Consider the following 15,082-nt stretch of genomic DNA (forward strand, 5'->3'; position numbering starts at 1 on the left):
CTGCAACCAGTGAAGGACTTCAAGCGCCGATGACGACGACTGAGCCGAGAACCGAGCCGCTGCAGAAGCAGGGTTCCGCCGGCGGCGAGGGCAAAAATGTCGCCCCGCAGCACGCCAAGAAAAAGGGGATCTTGGGGCGCTTCTGGCTGGTGCTCACGATCGCAGCCGTCGTCGCGGTGTCGGGATTCGTCGTATACCGCTTGCACGGCGTCTTCGGCGTTCACAGCGGTTCGTTCGGTGGTGGCACCTCGGGCGAGGTCCTCGACCAGTTCAACGCCAAGACGATCACGCTCGAGGTCTGGGGCTCACCGGGCAGCACCGCAACCATCAACTACCTCGACGAAAACACCCATCCGCAGCAGGCACTGAACGTGCCCTTGCCCTGGAGCAAAACATTGAGTTCAACGAAGCCCGGCATCCCGGCAAACCTGGTGGCGCAAGGAGACGGCAGCTGGATCGCCTGCCGGTTCGTCGTGAACAACCACGACGGGCACGGTGACGTCATCAAGGCCCCGAATCGCTCGGATTCCAACGAAACCGTGAATCCCTTCGTCTACTGCCTGGACAAGTCCGCATGAGCGAGCCGAGCGAGGCTCCGCCGCGCGTCGATCAGCCGCTGATCCCGCCGTTCCTGCCGCGGATGATCCATCGGCTCCCCCTGCCGATCGTCCTGGTGTGGTTGGGCATTGTCTTCGTCACCAACACCATCTCGCCACAGCTGGAGGTCGTCGCCAAAACGCACTCGGTGTCGATGAGTCCGACTGCCGCGGCGTCCTTTCAGTCGATGATGAAAGTCGGATCGACGTTCAAAGAGTTCAACTCCGACAACTCGGCCATGATCTTGCTGGAGGGCGACAAGCCACTCGGGGCCGAAGCACACCGCTACTACGACGAGATCGTCAGGCGCGCCGAGCAAGACAAGATACACGTTCAGCACGTGCAGGATTTCTGGAGTGATCCGCTGACGGCGGCGGGTTCCCAGAGCCACGATCAAAAGGCCGCGTACGTCCAGGTCTACCTCGCCGGCAACATGGGCGGCGGGCAGGCGAACGAGTCTGCCCTGGCCCTCCGCAAGATCGTGGACTCGGTGCCCGCGCCGCCGGGAATCAAGGCTTACGTCACCGGCCCGGGTCCGCTGTTCGCCGATCAGTCCCACGCGGGCGAGAAGGGCGTCGCGATCGTCACTCTCATCACTTTCTTGGTGATCGTGGTGATGCTGCTGTTCGTCTACCGCTCGGTCATCACCATGCTGATCATGCTGGCGATGGTGTTCATCGAGTTGGCCGCGGCTCGGGGCGTCGTCGCGACGCTCGGTAACTACGGCGTCATGGGGCTTTCCACGTTCGCCAACAACATGCTGGTGCTGATGGCGATCGCCGCCGGGACGGATTACGCGATCTTCGTGGTCGGCCGCTACCACGAGGCGCGCGGCCTCGGCGAGACCCGCGAACAAGCCTTCTACACCATGTTCCACAGCACCGCGCATGTCGTCCTCGGGTCGGGCCTGACCATCGCCGGCGCGATGTACTGCCTGAGCTTCTGCCGGCTGCCGTACTTCGAGTCGCTGGGGGTGCCTTGTGCGGTCGGCATGCTGGTCGCGGTGTTGGCGGCTTTGACGCTGGCTCCGGCGGTCCTGACGGTGGCATCGTTCTTCAAGCTGCTCGACCCGAAGCGCAAGCTGCAGACCCGGGGCTGGCGTCGCATCGGCACCGCGGTCGTCCGCTGGCCCGCACCGGTTCTCGCGGTGACCATCGGGGTCGCATTGGTTGGTCTGCTCGCCCTGCCCGGTTACAAGACGGACTACGACCAACGCCACTTCCTGCCGGCGGACACCCCGGCCAACGTCGGTTATGCCGCCGCGGACCGGCACTTCGACCAGGCTCGGCTCAATCCCGAGCTGTTGATGATCGAGACCGATCACGACCTGCGCAACCCGGCCGACTTCCTGGTCCTGGACAAGGTCGCCAAGGCGGTCTTCCACATTCCCGGTATCGGCCGGGTGCAGACCATTACCCGGCCATTGGGCACGCCGCTCGACCACAGCACCCTCGGTTTTCAGATGGGTGCGCAAGCCGCAGCGCGGATCCAGACCCAGCACTATCAAGACGAACAGGCGAAGAACCTGCTCAAGCAGGCCGACGAGCTGCGCAAGACGATGGCGACGTTGCACGAGCAGATGCAGGTCACCCAGGACCTCAGCAACACGACGCACGAAACCACCAGGCTCACCAAAGAAACCGTGAGGATCACCGAGGCATTGCGCGACGACATCGCCAACTTCGACGACTTCTTCCGGCCGATCCGCAGCTTCTTCTACTGGGAGAGGCACTGCTATGACATTCCGGTGTGCTGGGCGCTCCGGTCGGTCTTCAACGCGCTCGACGGCATCGACCAGGTGGCCCAGAACATCGTGGACCTCAGCGCGAACCTGGACAAGTTGGATCAGATCCAGCCGAAGCTGGTGGCGCTGATACCGCCGCAGATCGAGAGTCAGCAGCGCAACCTCGACACCATCATGTCGAACTACGCAACCACCATGGGCCTCAACGAACAGGCCAGAGCGCAGTCCGACAATGCCACCGCCCAGGGCGATGCCTTCGACAAAGCGAAGAACGACGACACGTTCTACCTTCCGCCGGAGGCGTTCAAGAGCCCGGATTTCGCACGGGGTCTCAAACAGTTCATCTCACCGGACGGGCACGCGGTCCGGTTGATCATCTCCCATGAGGGCGACCCGGCGACCCCCGAAGGCATCAGCCACATCGAACCGATCAAGCAGGCCGTGCACGAGGCGATCAAGGGCACGCCCTGGGAGGGCGCCAAGGTCTACCTCGGCGGCACCGCCGCGACGTACAAGGACATGCACGACGGCTCCAACATCGACCTGATGATCGCCGGAATTGCCGCCGCCACATTGATTTTCATCATCATGCTGGTGATCACCCGAAGCGCCGTGGCGGCCGTCGTGATCGTCGGTACGGTGTTGTTGTCACTGGGCGCCTCTTTCGGGCTCTCCGTGCTCCTATGGCAGTACATCCTGGGCATGAAGTTGCACTGGATGGTGCTGGCGATGGCGATCATTCTGCTGCTGGCGGTCGGCTCCGACTACAACCTGCTGTTGATATCGCGGTTCAAGGAGGAAATCCACGCCGGGCTCAAAACGGGGACGATCCGTGCGATGGCCGGTTCGGGCTCGGTGGTGACCTCCGCCGGTCTGGTGTTCGCCGCGACCATGGCCACGTTCATGTTCAGCCCGCTGCTGGTGATGGCCCAGGTGGGTACGACGATCGCGCTGGGTTTGTTGTTCGACACCTTGATCGTGCGGTCGTTCATGACGCCGTCGCTGGCCACCCTGCTCGGACGCTGGTTCTGGTGGCCGCAGCACGTGCGTCCACGGCCGGCCAGCACCATGCTGCGACCGTACGGGCCGCGTCCGGCTGTGCGTGATTTGCTCCTCAAGAACGTCGATGAGCACCCGGCGGGCGGAGTGGTACAGCCGCGCTGAGCGCCCGCGTGCAGATAAAAAATCCGCGCGTCCCCCTCAGGGGCGCGCGGATTTTTAAGCCTTTAGGCCCAGTTCCACACCGACATGTCGCCGGGCGGGTACTGGCTGCACACATCGGTGGCCTTCGCGACGACGCCCTTGTTGTTGAAGAAGAGCTTCATGTGGTTGGGCCACGCGTACCACAGCGGATCGTTGTTGTAGAAGTTCTCGGAGTAGGTGCGGCGGTCCTCCGGCGACAACGAGTAGAACCAGTGCACCTTGTCGATCGTCGCCTGCTGGACGTTCGGGTGGTTGTTGAAGTCGATCATGTACCGCTGGTAGTACACCGGGCTGGTGTCGCGGGTGGCGGCCATGATCTGCTCGGCGTCGCAGGTGGTGTTGATCATGCGGCGCGGAATCGGAAAGTCTTCCGTGGAGTCGGCCACGGCCGTCTTCGGGAAGACGGCGGCAGCGATGCCGAGGGCGAGGAAGGCGGCGCCTGCGCGCAAGCCGGTGTTCAGCCGAGACATAGTTGTTACGGTAACACTTTTTCGCCGGCCGCGGACAGTCCCTAGCTCAGCTCAGCATTGGTCGCGATCAGGCACGATGACGTGCGTCGGGTCGGGCCGCAGCTCCGGCGGGGCCTGGCTGTAATCGCCGAACGGGCCGTCGCGGCGCTCCACTGCCGCCCGCACCCCCTGGGCTTCGGCGGTCTTGATGAAGTCGAGGGCGTCGGGGGTGTTGCGCATCAGGCCGTCGAGGATGCCGCCCAGCGTCTGGGTGGACGCCAAACCCATGTTCTCGTAGGCCTGGTTGACGATCAGCTTCTGCGCCTGCAGTTGCGACAGCGGGATCCGGGCCAGGTCGGCGGCGATCTCGGCGACCCGCGCCTCGAGGCGCTCGAACGGCACCGCCTCGTTGATCAGCTCGATCTCGGCGGCCTGGGCGCCGGTCAGCGGCCGCCCGGTCAGCGAATGCCACTTGGCCTTGGCGAAGCTGAGCCGGTAGAGCCACATCCCGCTCAGGTATGCGCCCCACATCCGGCTGTAGGGGGTGCCGATCACCGCGTCGTCGCTGGCGATGACCAGGTCCGCGCACAGGGCGTAGTCGCTGGCCCCGCCGACGCACCAGCCGTGCACCTGGGCGATGACCGGCTTGGACGCCCGCCAGATGGCCATGAACTTGCTCGTCGGCCCGGTCTCGCGGGCGGTGACCATCGCGAAGTCCTTGCCCGGATCCCAGCGGCCGTCGGTCATCATCGAATCGCCCCAGTGCGCAAAGCCGCCGCCGAAGTCGTAGCCGCCGGAGAAGGCGCGGCCGGCGCCGCGCAGCACGATGACCTTGACGGCCGGGTCGCGCTCCGCCCGGCCGACGGCCGCCTCGATCTCGTCGGGCATCGGCGGCACGATGGTGTTGAGCTGCTCGGGACGGTTCAGCGTGATGGTGGCGACCGGGCCGGCCGTCGTGTACAGCAGCGTCTCGAAGTCGGGTGCGGTCATGGCGTCCTTACGGGTCGGGCTGGCGGTTCTCCGGTAACGACGCGTAGATCCGGTCGCCGATCTTGAGATACGGCGTCGTCAGGTAGGCCGACAGGACGAGGAGGCCGGAAAAGATCAGCGCCACGCAGACGGCGTTGGGCCAGAGCCTGCCGGTGCCGACCGCGAAACAGGCGGTGCCGATGATCGCGGTCGCCCAGTAGAACCGCCGGCCGGCGCGGCGGTGGCCGATGAAGCGGTAGCGTGCCTGCGCCGCCGAAGCCAGGATGAAGATCAATCCGGTCGCCAGCAGGGTGAGCTCGATGCGTTGGGTCGCCGACACGTTGACGATCTTATGAGCCGCACGCGGCGCGGCCCAGCATTCGCCACAGGAACGAATAGGTCAGCGCCGCCTTGAACGCGACCTGTTGGTTGTCGGCCGCGCCGGCGTGCCCGCCCTCGATGTTCTCGTAGTAATAGACCGGATGCCCCGCGGCCAGCAGCGCCGCCGTCATCTTGCGGGCGTGGCCCGGATGCACCCGATCGTCGCGGGTCGACGTGGTCATCAGCACCGGCGGGTAGTGACGCGTCGCCGTGATGTTCTGGTAGGGCGAGTATTCGGAGATGAACGCCCAGTCCTCCGGGTTGTCCGGGTCGCCGTACTCGGCCATCCACGAGGCGCCTGCGAGCAGCAGGTGGTAGCGCTTCATGTCCAGCAGCGGCACGCTGCAGACCAGCGCGCCGAACCGCTCCGGGTACTGGGTGAGCATGATGCCCATCAGCAGGCCGCCGTTGCTGCCGCCCTGCGCGCCCAGCTGGTCGACGCCTGCGATGCCACGGTTCACCAGATCGGTTGCCACGGCGGCGAAGTCCTCGGCCACCTTGTGCCGGCCCTCGCGCATCGCCTGGGTGTGCCAGCGCGGCCCGTATTCCCCGCCGCCGCGGATGTTGGCGAGCACGTAGGTGCCCCCGCGGGCCAGCCACAGCCGCCCGAGCACGCCGCTGTAGGCGGGGGTGTTGGCGGATTCGAACCCGCCGTAGCCGTACAGCATGGTCGGCCCGGGGCCTTCGGCGCCGGCGGGCCGCACCACGAAGTACGGGATCTGCGTGCCGTCGTCGGATGCCACGAAATGCTGTGCGACGGTGATGTTCTCGGCGTCGAAGAAGGCCGGCGCGGACTTGATCTGTTGCAGCGGCCCCTCGCCGGTGCCGCGCAGCAGCCGCGAAGGTGTGACGAAGCCGCTGGAGTCGAGGAAGAACTCGTCGCCGGTGTCGTCGGCGGCCACGACGACGGTGTTGGTCGCCGGCGGGATGCCGGGGACCGGCTCGCGCCGCCAGGTGCCCGGCGTGACGATCTCCACCCGGCTGGCCACGTCGGCGAGGGTGACCAACAGCAGACGGTCCCGCGTCCACGCGTAGTGATTCAGCGCGGTGTGCTCGTCGGGCTCGAACACCACACTCAATTCCGCTGTGCCCGCTAAGAATTCGTCGTAGTCGGCCGCCAGCAGGGCGCCCGCGGGATAGCTCTGTGCGCCGTAGAACCAATCGGTGCGCAGCTCGATCAGGAGCCACTGCCGGTGTATCGACAGGCTGGCGTCGGTGGGCGCGTCGATCCGGATCAGCTCCGGCCCCCGCAATTCGTAGATCTCTTCGTTCCAGAAGTCGAGGGCGCGGCCCAGCAGGGTGCGCTCGAAGCCGGGGGTGCGATCCACCGAGGCGGACACGCGGACGTCGGTGCGGGCGCCCTCGAACACGATTTCCGCGTCGGCCAGCGGGGTGCCGCGGCGCCACCGCTTGATCACCCGCGGGTAGCCCGAGTCGGTGAGCGAGCCGTCGCCGAAGTCGGTGCCCACCAGGACGGTGTCGGGGTCCACCCAGGCGACCTGCGATTTGGCCTCCGGCAGCGCGAATCCGTCGGCGACGAATTCGCGGCTGCCCATGTCGAATTCGCGCACGATCGAGGCGTCCGAGCCGCCCCGGGACAGCGCGACCAGCGCGCGGGTGTACTCCGGCTCGATGACGCCGGCGCCGGCCCACACCCAGTTCGTGTCGTCGGTTCGCCCCAGCTCATCGACGTCGATCAGCACGTCCCACTCGGGGGAATCGGTGCGATAGCTGTCCAGCGTGGTGCGCCGCCACAACCCACGCGGGTTGGCGGCGTCGCGCCAGAAGTTGTACAGGTACTCGCCGCGGCGGACGACGTAGGGGATGCGGGCGTCGGTGTCGAGCACCTCGAGCGCCTCGGCGCGCATCCGCTCGAAGTCCGCGTCGCAGAACGTCGCCAGCGTCGGTTCGTTACGCGCCCGCACCCAGTCCAGCGGCTCGTCGCCGGTGACGTCCTCGAGCCACAGGTAGGGGTCTTGGGCGTCGTCGGGGGTAGCGGCGGCTGGTGGCGTCATGGAAGCCATTGTGGCCTCCGGCGGTAGTGTGAGGTGTATTACACAGGCGAACGAGGAGTGAGAGCGGATGACTGTTTTCGCACGTCCAGGTTCCGCTGGGGCGTTGATGTCGTACGAATCCCGCTACGACAATTTCATCGGGGGCCAGTGGGTCCGGCCCGCGCAGGGCCGCTACTTCGAGAACCCGACGCCGGTCACCGGCCAGCCGTTCTGCGAGGTGGCCCGCTCCGGCGAGGCCGATGTCGAGAAGGCGCTCGACGCCGCCCACGGGGCGGCCCGGGCGTGGGGCAGGACCGCGCCGGCCGAGCGGGCGGCGGTCCTGAACAAGATCGCCGACCGGATGGAGGAGCACAAGACGGCGCTGGCGGTGGCCGAGGTGTGGGACAACGGCAAACCGATCCGCGAGGCGCTCGGCGCCGACATCACGCTGGCGATCGACCACTTCCGCTACTTCGCCGGGGCAATCCGCGCCCAGGAGGGTTCGCTGTCCCAGATCGACGAGGACACCGTCGCCTACCACTTCCACGAGCCACTCGGCGTGGTCGGGCAGATCATCCCGTGGAACTTCCCGATCCTGATGGCCACCTGGAAGCTGGCGCCCGCACTGGCGGCGGGCAACGCGGTGGTGCTCAAGCCCGCCGAGCAGACGCCGGTCTCGGTGCTCTATCTGATGTCGCTGATCGGCGACCTGCTGCCCGCCGGGGTCGTCAACGTCGTCAACGGGTTCGGCGCCGAGGCGGGCAAGCCGCTGGCCTCGAGCAACCGGATCGCCAAGATCGCCTTCACCGGCGAGACCACCACCGGGCGGCTGATCATGCAGTACGCCTCGCAGAACCTGATCCCGGTCACGCTGGAGCTCGGCGGCAAGAGCCCCAACATCTTCTTCTCCGACGTGATGGCCAAGCACGACGACTTTCAGGACAAGGCGCTCGAGGGGTTCACCATGTTCGCCCTCAACCAGGGTGAGGTGTGCACCTGCCCGTCGCGCAGCCTGATCCAGTCCGACATCTACGACGAGTTCCTCGAGCTCGCCGCGATCCGGACGAAGGCGGTGCGCCAGGGCGACCCGCTGGACACCGAGACCATGCTGGGCTCGCAGGCCTCCAACGACCAACTGGAAAAGGTGCTGTCCTACATCGAGATCGGCAGAAACGAAGGCGCCAAGATCATCACCGGCGGGGAGCGCGCCGAGCTGGGGGGCGACCTGTCCGGCGGCTACTACATGCAGCCGACGATCTTCGCCGGCAACAACAAGATGCGGATCTTCCAGGAGGAGATCTTCGGCCCCGTGGTGGCGGTGACGTCGTTCTCCGGCTACGACGACGCCATCTCGATCGCCAACGACACCCTCTACGGGCTGGGCGCGGGGGTGTGGAGCCGCGACGGCAACACCGCCTACCGGGCCGGGCGCGACATCCAGGCCGGCCGGGTGTGGGTGAACTGCTACCACGCCTATCCCGCGCACGCCGCGTTCGGCGGCTACAAGCAGTCCGGCATCGGCCGCGAGAACCACAAGATGATGCTCGACCACTACCAGCAGACCAAGAACCTGATGGTGTCCTACTCCGAGAAGGCGCAGGGGTTCTTCTAGATGGGTTCCGGGCCTCCAACAGGAGTTGTCATCACGGCTCCGGCCGCGGAGCTGCTGGCCCGCCTGCAGGACCGCCACGGCCCGGTGATGTTCCACCAGTCCGGGGGCTGCTGCGACGGGTCGTCGCCGATGTGCTTCCCGCGCGGGGACTTCCTGGTCGGCGACCGCGACGTGTTGCTGGGCGTGCTCGACGTCGGAGACGGGGTGCCGGTCTGGATCTCGGGGCCGCAGTACGAGACCTGGAAGCACACGCAGCTGGTCATCGACGTGGTCCCGGGCCGCGGCGGCGGGTTCAGCCTGGAGGCGCCCGAGGGGCTGCGGTTCCTGTCCCGCGGCCGCGTCTTCACCGACGACGAACAGGCCGAGCTGCGCCGGGCGCCGGTCATCACCGGGGCCGACTACGAACGTGGCGAGCGCCCAGCCGCGCGCGGTGAGGTGGTGGCGGACGCGGCATTCCGAACGGGCGCTCCCCGCGGGCGACCGCAGTAATGTCGGAATCGTGATCCCCCTCCCGCGGCCACGGTCGCTGGCAGCCGCCATGCTGATCGGCGCCGCGGTCGGGTTACTCGCCGGGGTGGGATTCGCCGTGGCGGTCCATCCGGGCGTGCGCCCCGCGTTCGCCCTGGCGTCAGTGGTCGGGATTCCCAGCGTGGCCGGGCTGGTGACGATCCTGTTCTCCGGACGCCGGTGGGTGACGACGCTGGGCGCGTTCGTCCTGGCCCTGGCGACCGGCTGGTTCGGCGTGCTCGTCGCCCTCCAGGTGACCGCCCGTGGCTGACGACGAAACCCCGTCCAGCCCCGGCACCCAGTCCTGGGTGCCGGACTTCTCCGATTCCGACGAGGACACCGGGACGCAGTCCTGGATACCGGACTTCTCCGACGACGACGCGGAAGGTGAGGAGGCCGCCGCGGCGACCGACGAGCCCGAGGCGCCCGCGCCGGCCGCCGCTGGGGAGGATTCCGGCGTCGACTCCGCTGTCGGGCCGGTGCAGCCGGTCACCGTTCCCGGCCGCTACCTCTACCTCAAGTGGTGGAAGCTGCTGCTGGTCGTCCTCGGCGTGTGGTCGGTGGCGGCCGTCGTCGGGTTCGGCCTGTTCTATTGGTGGTATCACTCGGCCGACGTCACCCCGGTGCTGTTCGTGATCCTGGTCTACGTGGTGGCCTGCGCGGTCGCCGGCGTGCTGCTCGCGATGGTCGAGGGCAGGCCGCTGGTCGCCGCGCTGTCGCTGGCGGTGATGTCGGGGCCGTTCGCCTCCCTGGCCGCCGCGGCGCCTCTGGACGGGTATTACCACTGCGCCCGGGTGGGCCACTGTCTCGTCGGCCTCATTCCGTATTAACGCCGGACCCGGGCGGCCACTAGGGTAGGGGCCGTGACCCATTTTGACGTCGTCGTCCTCGGGGCCGGTCCCGGCGGATATGTCGCAGCCGTCCGCGCCGCACAGCTCGGCCTGAACACCGCAATCATCGAGCCGAAGTACTGGGGCGGAGTCTGCCTCAACGTCGGCTGCATCCCCTCCAAGGCGTTGCTGCGCAACGCCGAGCTGGTGCACATCTTCACCAAGGAGGGCAAGGCTTTCGGGATGAGCGGCGACGCGACGTTCGACTACGGCGCCGCCTTCGACCGCAGCCGCAAGGTGGCCGAGGGCCGGGTGGCCGGCGTGCACTTCCTGATGAAGAAGAACAAGATCACCGAGATCCACGGCTACGGCCGGTTCACCGACGCCAACACGGTGTCCGTCGACCTCAACGACGGCGGTACCGAAACCGTGACGTTCGACAACGCCATCATCGCCACCGGCAGCAGCACCCGGCTGGTCCCCGGAACGTCGCTGTCGGCCAACGTGGTCACCTACGAAGAGCAGATCCTGTCCCGCGAGCTGCCGGAGTCGATCGTCATCGCCGGCGCCGGCGCGATCGGCATGGAGTTCGGCTACGTCATGCGCAACTACGGCGTGGACGTGACCATCGTGGAGTTCTTGCCGCGCGCGCTGCCCAACGAGGACGCCGAGGTCTCCAAGGAGATCGAGAAGCAGTTCAAGAAGCTGGGCATCAAGATCCTCACCGGCACCAAGGTCGAGTCCATCGACGACAACGGCAGCGAGGTCACCGTGGCCGTCAGCAAGGACGGCAAGCCCGAGGAGCTCAAGGCCGCAAAGGTGTTGCAGGCCATCGGGTTCGCGCCCAACGTCGAGGGCTACGGGCTGGAGAAGGCCGGCGTGGCGCTGAACGAACACCGGGGTATCGGCATCAACGAGTACATGCGCACCAGCGTGCCCCACATCTACGCCATCGGCGACGTCACCGCCTTCCTCATGCTGGCCCACGTCGCCGAGGCCATGGGCGTGGTGGCGGCCGAAACCATCGCCGGCGCCGAGACTTTGCCGCTCGGCGACTGCCGGATGCTGCCGCGGGCCACCTTCTGCCAGCCGCAGGTGGCCAGCTTCGGACTGACCGAGCAGCAGGCCCGCGACGAAGGTTACGACGTCGTGGTGGCCAAGTTCCCGTTCACCGCCAACGGCAAGGCCCACGGCCTGGGCGACCCCAGCGGCTTCGTCAAGCTGGTCGCCGACGCCAGACACCTCGAGCTGCTGGGCGGGCACCTGATCGGCCACGACGTGTCCGAGCTGCTGCCTGAGCTGACGCTGGCGCAGAAGTGGGACCTGACCGCCACCGAGCTGGCGCGCAACGTGCACACCCATCCGACCATGTCCGAGGCGCTGCAGGAGTGCTTCCACGGCCTGGTCGGCCACATGATCAACTTCTAGCAGCCGCATGCGCAGCGACGTCGTTCTGGGGGCCGTCGGCGGCCTCGCCGCGGGCTATGTCCTGTGGCTGGCGGCTTTTTCGATCGCCGACGACAACGCGGCGGTGGGCCGGTGGGCCCCCACGGTGTTGCTGCTCTCGCTCGCCCTGGCCGTCTGCGCCACCACGTGGGCGTCGCTGATGCGCCGGCGCCGCAACTACGCGTGGTCGGGGTTCGGGTTCGCGCTGTCCCTGCCGCCGCTGCTGCTGACGCTGGCCGTCTTCGCCAACGTCTACCTTTGACCGCGGGCTAGCGCGGGTTGTCCAGCGGGATGTCCAGTGCCGCCATCGTCGCGGCCAGCCCGTCGTATTGGCTTGCCAGCAAGCAGAATTCGATCAGCTGACGCCGGTCGAGGTGCTCGGCGAGCCGCTGCCAGGTGGCGTCGGTGATGGTGCGGTCCTTGATGAGCTCGTCCGTCGCCGCCAGCAGCGCCTGCTGCCGCACGGTCAGGCGCGCCTCGACGCGGTCCAGCCGCTCGGGCCAGGCGAAGATGGCGGCCTGCAGGTCCGCGTTCAGGCCCTGCTTGGCGGCCATCCGGCGGTGGTGCTGCAGCTCGTATTCGCAGGCGCGCAGGTGGGCGACGCGCAGGATCACCAGCTCGGTGTCGATCGCGGGCAGCCGGCCGCGCAGCACGCGGCCGCTGTAGATGCTCCACGCTAAGAAGAGCAACCGGTGCTGGCCCAACGTGGTGAACAGGTGCATCTCGGGAGCCCGCACCGTGCGCGCGGCCGCCTTCGCCAGCACCCAGTTGATCGGGCCCAGTTCGCGGAACCGCCCCGACGGGATGCGGCCGTGCCGAGGTGCGGTCACGGCTGCTTCACCAGGTAGGGGGAGACGGTGCTGCGGTGCTCGTCGAGATCCAGCGCGCGCCCCAGGGCCGGGAAAGCCCGCTGCGGGCAGTTGTCGCGTTCGCAGACCCGGCAGCCCGCGCCGATCGGTGTGGCCACTGTTCCTGAATCCCCCGAGACGTCGAGTCCTTCCGAGTAGACGAGCCGGTGCGCGTGGCGAAGCTCGCAACCCAGTCCGATCGCGAAGGTTTTACCGGGCTGACCATACCGGGCGGCGCGGCGCTCCACCGTGCGGGCCACCCACATGTAGTTGCGGCCGTCGGGCATCTGGGCGATCTGGACCAGGATCTTGCCGGGGTTGGCGAACGTCTCGTACACGTTCCACAGCGGGCAGGTGCCGCCGCTGGAGGAGAAGTGAAAGCCGGTGGCGGACTGGCGCTTTGACATGTTGCCGGCCCGGTCGACCCGGACGAAGGAGAACGGCACCCCGCGCATCGACGGCCGTTGCATCGTCGAAAGCCGGTGCGCGATGGTCTCATAGCTCACCGAGTAGAACGAGGACAGCCGCTCGACGTCATAGCGGAAATTCTCCGACACGTCGTGGAACTGGCGGTAGGGCAGCACCGCGGCCGCGGCGAAGTAGTTGGCCAGCCCGAGACGGGCCAGCGTGTGCGACTCGTCGCTGGTGAACTTGCCCTCCTCCACCAAGGCGTCGATGAGGTCGCCGTACTCGAGGTAGGCCAATTCGGCGGCCATCTTGAAGACCTGCTGACCCAGCGAGAGGTGGTTGCTGATCTCCAGCGTCTTGGTTTGCGGGTCATACCGGTGCAGCACCGTGTCGCCGAGATCGATCCTCCTGTTGATGTGCACCCCGTGCACCTCGGTCAGCCGGCGATTCAGCTCGCGGGCCAGGTCGCCGTGGTGCAGCCGCATCTGGATGGTCAGGTCTTCGGCGGCGGTGTCCAGCTCGTGCAGGTAGTTCTGCCGTTGGTAGAAATAGTCGCGCACCTCTTCGTGCGGCATGGTGATCGACCCGGTGCCGCTGCCGTCGGAGTACCGCTCCTCGGTGGCGGCGGCCAGCTGCGCCGTGGTGATCCGGTAGCGCCGGTGCAGGTTGACCACCGCCCGGGCCAGGGTGGGGTGGGCGCTGACCATCTCGGCCACCTCGGTCGGGTCGACGTCGATGTCCAGGTCGCGGTCCATGGTGACCTCGCGCAGCTCGGCGACCAGCCTGGTGTCGTCCTGGGGCGCGAAGAAGGTGGCGTCGACGCCGAACACCTCGGTGATCCGCAGCAGCACCGCCACCGTCAGGGGGCGGACGTCATGCTCGATCTGGTTGAGGTAGCTCGGCGAGATCTCCAGCATCTGGGCCAGGGCGGCCTGGGAGAACCCGCGCTCGCTGCGCAGCTGGCGGACCCGGGAGCCGACGAACGTCTTGGACACTTCACCCAGCTTACCGGGCCTGCTAAGCGGAAATTGGCAGAGTTCGCAGCGGCGCCGGTCGCGTCGGAATTGGTTTTTGCCCCAGGTCGTTGGCATGATTCGCAGCGGAGGCCTCAGGGCTAAGCCTGGGGTTGCGTACGAGGAGGAAACGGGGAGCGAAGCCGTGAGCCTGGACAAAGAACTGATGCCGGTGCCCGACGGTCACCCCGACGTGTTCGATCGCGAGTGGCCGCTGCGGGTCGCCGACATCGACCGCACGGGCCGGCTCCGGCTGGACGCGGCCGCGCGGCACATCCAGGACATCGGCCAGGACCAGCTGCGCGAGATGGGTTTCGAGGAGACCCACCCGCTGTGGATCGTCCGGCGCACCATGGTCGACCTGCTCCGCCCGATCGAATTCCAGGACATGCTGCGGTGCCGGCGGTGGTGTTCGGGCACCTCCAACCGGTGGTGCGAGATGCGGGTCCGCGTCGACGGACGCAAGGGCGGGCTGATCGAGTCCGAGGCGTTCTGGATCAACATCAACCGGGAGACCCAGATGCCGTCGCGCATCTCCGACGACTTCCTGGCCGGCCTGCACAAGACGACGTCGGTGGACCGGCTGCGGTGGAAGGGCTACCTGAAGCCGGGTAGCCGCGACGACGCGGTCGAGATCCACGAGTTTCCCGTCCGGGTCACCGACATCGACCTGTTCGACCACATGAACAACTCGGTGTACTGGAGCGTCGTCGAGGACTACCTGGCGTCTCACCTGGCGCTGATGGCGCGGCCGCTGCGCATCACCATCGAGCACGAGGCGCCGGTGGCGCTGGGCGACAAACTCGAGATCATCTCGCACCTCCATCCGGCCGGATCGACCGACCAATTCGGTCCTGGGCTCGTCGATCGGCCTGTTACAACGCTCACATATGCGGTCGGCGACGAGACCAAAGCGGTCGCCGCGCTCTTCAACCGCTAACCGGACAAGCGTCCCGTTAATTCACCGGCTGACCTGCGGATTCTGGTTACCGGCGGGTAGATTCTGAAACGGTTCAGTTGCGGTTCATCTTCGCAAGATTTGCTAATCCACGCCGAGTCGTTGCCGAAATTGGCAAATGAA

15 protein-coding genes are annotated in these 15,082 nt (G+C 67.1%); 9 read left to right on the forward strand and 6 right to left on the reverse strand.

What is annotated here, in order from left to right; all coding sequences use genetic code 11:
* Nucleotides 1–29 precede the first annotated feature (29 nt).
* Nucleotides 30–578, forward strand: coding sequence for an MmpS family transport accessory protein (locus AWC03_RS12535; RefSeq protein ID WP_085240788.1), 549 nt, complete (start codon nucleotides 30–32; stop codon nucleotides 576–578).
* Entirely contained in the window at nucleotides 575–3,505 is a 2,931-nt protein-coding gene (locus tag AWC03_RS12540; protein ID WP_085240789.1) for an MMPL/RND family transporter, read from the forward strand. The genes AWC03_RS12535 and AWC03_RS12540 overlap by 4 nt, the downstream gene beginning before the upstream one ends.
* 62 nt (nucleotides 3,506–3,567) lie before the next feature.
* Here AWC03_RS12540 and AWC03_RS12545 read toward each other — a convergent pair whose 3' ends face one another.
* From AWC03_RS12545 to AWC03_RS12560, 4 genes are read right to left on the reverse strand one after another with little or no spacing between them, the layout of a single operon-like run.
* Nucleotides 3,568–4,014: a DUF5078 domain-containing protein gene (locus tag AWC03_RS12545; protein WP_085240790.1), complete on the reverse strand. Its 447-nt coding sequence runs from the start codon at nucleotides 4,012–4,014 to the stop codon at nucleotides 3,568–3,570.
* A 51-nt stretch (nucleotides 4,015–4,065) separates the two neighbouring features.
* Nucleotides 4,066–4,983 (reverse strand): crotonase/enoyl-CoA hydratase family protein, encoded by a 918-nt coding sequence (locus AWC03_RS12550; RefSeq protein ID WP_085240791.1) that lies wholly within the window; start codon nucleotides 4,981–4,983, stop codon nucleotides 4,066–4,068.
* Between the two features lie 7 nt (nucleotides 4,984–4,990).
* Nucleotides 4,991–5,302: a hypothetical protein gene (locus AWC03_RS12555; protein WP_085240792.1), complete on the reverse strand. Its 312-nt coding sequence runs from the start codon at nucleotides 5,300–5,302 to the stop codon at nucleotides 4,991–4,993.
* 10 nt (nucleotides 5,303–5,312) lie between these two features.
* Complete coding sequence (locus tag AWC03_RS12560) at nucleotides 5,313–7,358, reverse strand: prolyl oligopeptidase family serine peptidase (protein WP_169716521.1); 2,046 nt, start codon at nucleotides 7,356–7,358, stop codon at nucleotides 5,313–5,315.
* Nucleotides 7,359–7,425: 67 nt separating this feature from the next.
* On the opposite strand from AWC03_RS12560, the gene exaC reads away from it, so the two are divergent.
* From exaC to AWC03_RS12590, 6 genes are read left to right on the forward strand one after another with little or no spacing between them, the layout of a single operon-like run.
* Nucleotides 7,426–8,949 (forward strand): acetaldehyde dehydrogenase ExaC, encoded by a 1,524-nt coding sequence (gene exaC / locus AWC03_RS12565; protein ID WP_085240794.1) that lies wholly within the window; start codon nucleotides 7,426–7,428, stop codon nucleotides 8,947–8,949.
* On the forward strand, nucleotides 8,950–9,438 hold the full coding sequence (locus tag AWC03_RS12570) for a DUF779 domain-containing protein (protein WP_085240795.1): 489 nt from the start codon (nucleotides 8,950–8,952) through the stop codon (nucleotides 9,436–9,438).
* A 10-nt stretch (nucleotides 9,439–9,448) separates the two neighbouring features.
* The gene (locus AWC03_RS12575; protein WP_142278379.1) at nucleotides 9,449–9,727 is read left to right on the forward strand and encodes a putative holin; all 279 of its coding nucleotides are present in this window, start codon (nucleotides 9,449–9,451) and stop codon (nucleotides 9,725–9,727) included.
* Complete coding sequence (locus AWC03_RS12580) at nucleotides 9,720–10,286, forward strand: hypothetical protein (protein ID WP_085240797.1); 567 nt, start codon at nucleotides 9,720–9,722, stop codon at nucleotides 10,284–10,286. Before AWC03_RS12575 ends, AWC03_RS12580 begins: the two co-directional genes overlap by 8 nt.
* Nucleotides 10,287–10,319: 33 nt before the next feature.
* Nucleotides 10,320–11,714, forward strand: a complete 1,395-nt coding sequence (lpdA, locus tag AWC03_RS12585) for a dihydrolipoyl dehydrogenase (protein ID WP_085240798.1) — start codon at nucleotides 10,320–10,322, stop codon at nucleotides 11,712–11,714.
* A gap of 7 nt (nucleotides 11,715–11,721) precedes the next feature.
* A complete protein-coding gene (locus AWC03_RS12590) occupies nucleotides 11,722–11,994 on the forward strand; it encodes a hypothetical protein (protein WP_085240799.1) in 273 nt (90 codons plus the stop codon).
* A gap of 7 nt (nucleotides 11,995–12,001) precedes the next feature.
* Here the strand turns inward: AWC03_RS12590 and AWC03_RS12595 are convergent, their stop codons facing one another.
* Together AWC03_RS12595 and ramB are read right to left on the reverse strand one after the other, a co-directional pair.
* The gene (locus tag AWC03_RS12595) at nucleotides 12,002–12,562 is read right to left on the reverse strand and encodes a carboxymuconolactone decarboxylase family protein (RefSeq protein WP_085240800.1); all 561 of its coding nucleotides are present in this window, start codon (nucleotides 12,560–12,562) and stop codon (nucleotides 12,002–12,004) included.
* The gene (gene ramB, locus AWC03_RS12600) at nucleotides 12,559–13,983 is read right to left on the reverse strand and encodes an acetate metabolism transcriptional regulator RamB (RefSeq protein WP_085240801.1); all 1,425 of its coding nucleotides are present in this window, start codon (nucleotides 13,981–13,983) and stop codon (nucleotides 12,559–12,561) included. Before ramB ends, AWC03_RS12595 begins: the two co-directional genes overlap by 4 nt.
* A gap of 163 nt (nucleotides 13,984–14,146) precedes the next feature.
* On the opposite strand from ramB, the gene AWC03_RS12605 reads away from it, so the two are divergent.
* Nucleotides 14,147–14,941 (forward strand): acyl-[acyl-carrier-protein] thioesterase, encoded by a 795-nt coding sequence (locus AWC03_RS12605; protein ID WP_085240802.1) that lies wholly within the window; start codon nucleotides 14,147–14,149, stop codon nucleotides 14,939–14,941.
* Nucleotides 14,942–15,082 lie beyond the last annotated feature (141 nt).

The sequence above is a fragment of the Mycobacterium europaeum genome (assembly GCF_002102155.1).
Taxonomy (GTDB): domain Bacteria; phylum Actinomycetota; class Actinomycetes; order Mycobacteriales; family Mycobacteriaceae; genus Mycobacterium; species Mycobacterium europaeum.

Coding starts and splice junctions, on each gene's coding strand:
- AWC03_RS12560 (WP_169716521.1), bottom strand. CDS start 7,358: ATGACGCCACCAGCCGCCGCTACCCCCGACGACGCCCAAGACCCCTAC.
- AWC03_RS12540 (WP_085240789.1), top strand. CDS start 575: ATGAGCGAGCCGAGCGAGGCTCCGCCGCGCGTCGATCAGCCGCTGATC.
- AWC03_RS12545 (WP_085240790.1), bottom strand. CDS start 4,014: ATGTCTCGGCTGAACACCGGCTTGCGCGCAGGCGCCGCCTTCCTCGCC.
- AWC03_RS12590 (WP_085240799.1), top strand. CDS start 11,722: ATGCGCAGCGACGTCGTTCTGGGGGCCGTCGGCGGCCTCGCCGCGGGC.
- AWC03_RS12550 (WP_085240791.1), bottom strand. CDS start 4,983: ATGACCGCACCCGACTTCGAGACGCTGCTGTACACGACGGCCGGCCCG.
- exaC (WP_085240794.1), top strand. CDS start 7,426: ATGACTGTTTTCGCACGTCCAGGTTCCGCTGGGGCGTTGATGTCGTAC.
- AWC03_RS12535 (WP_085240788.1), top strand. CDS start 30: ATGACGACGACTGAGCCGAGAACCGAGCCGCTGCAGAAGCAGGGTTCC.
- AWC03_RS12570 (WP_085240795.1), top strand. CDS start 8,950: ATGGGTTCCGGGCCTCCAACAGGAGTTGTCATCACGGCTCCGGCCGCG.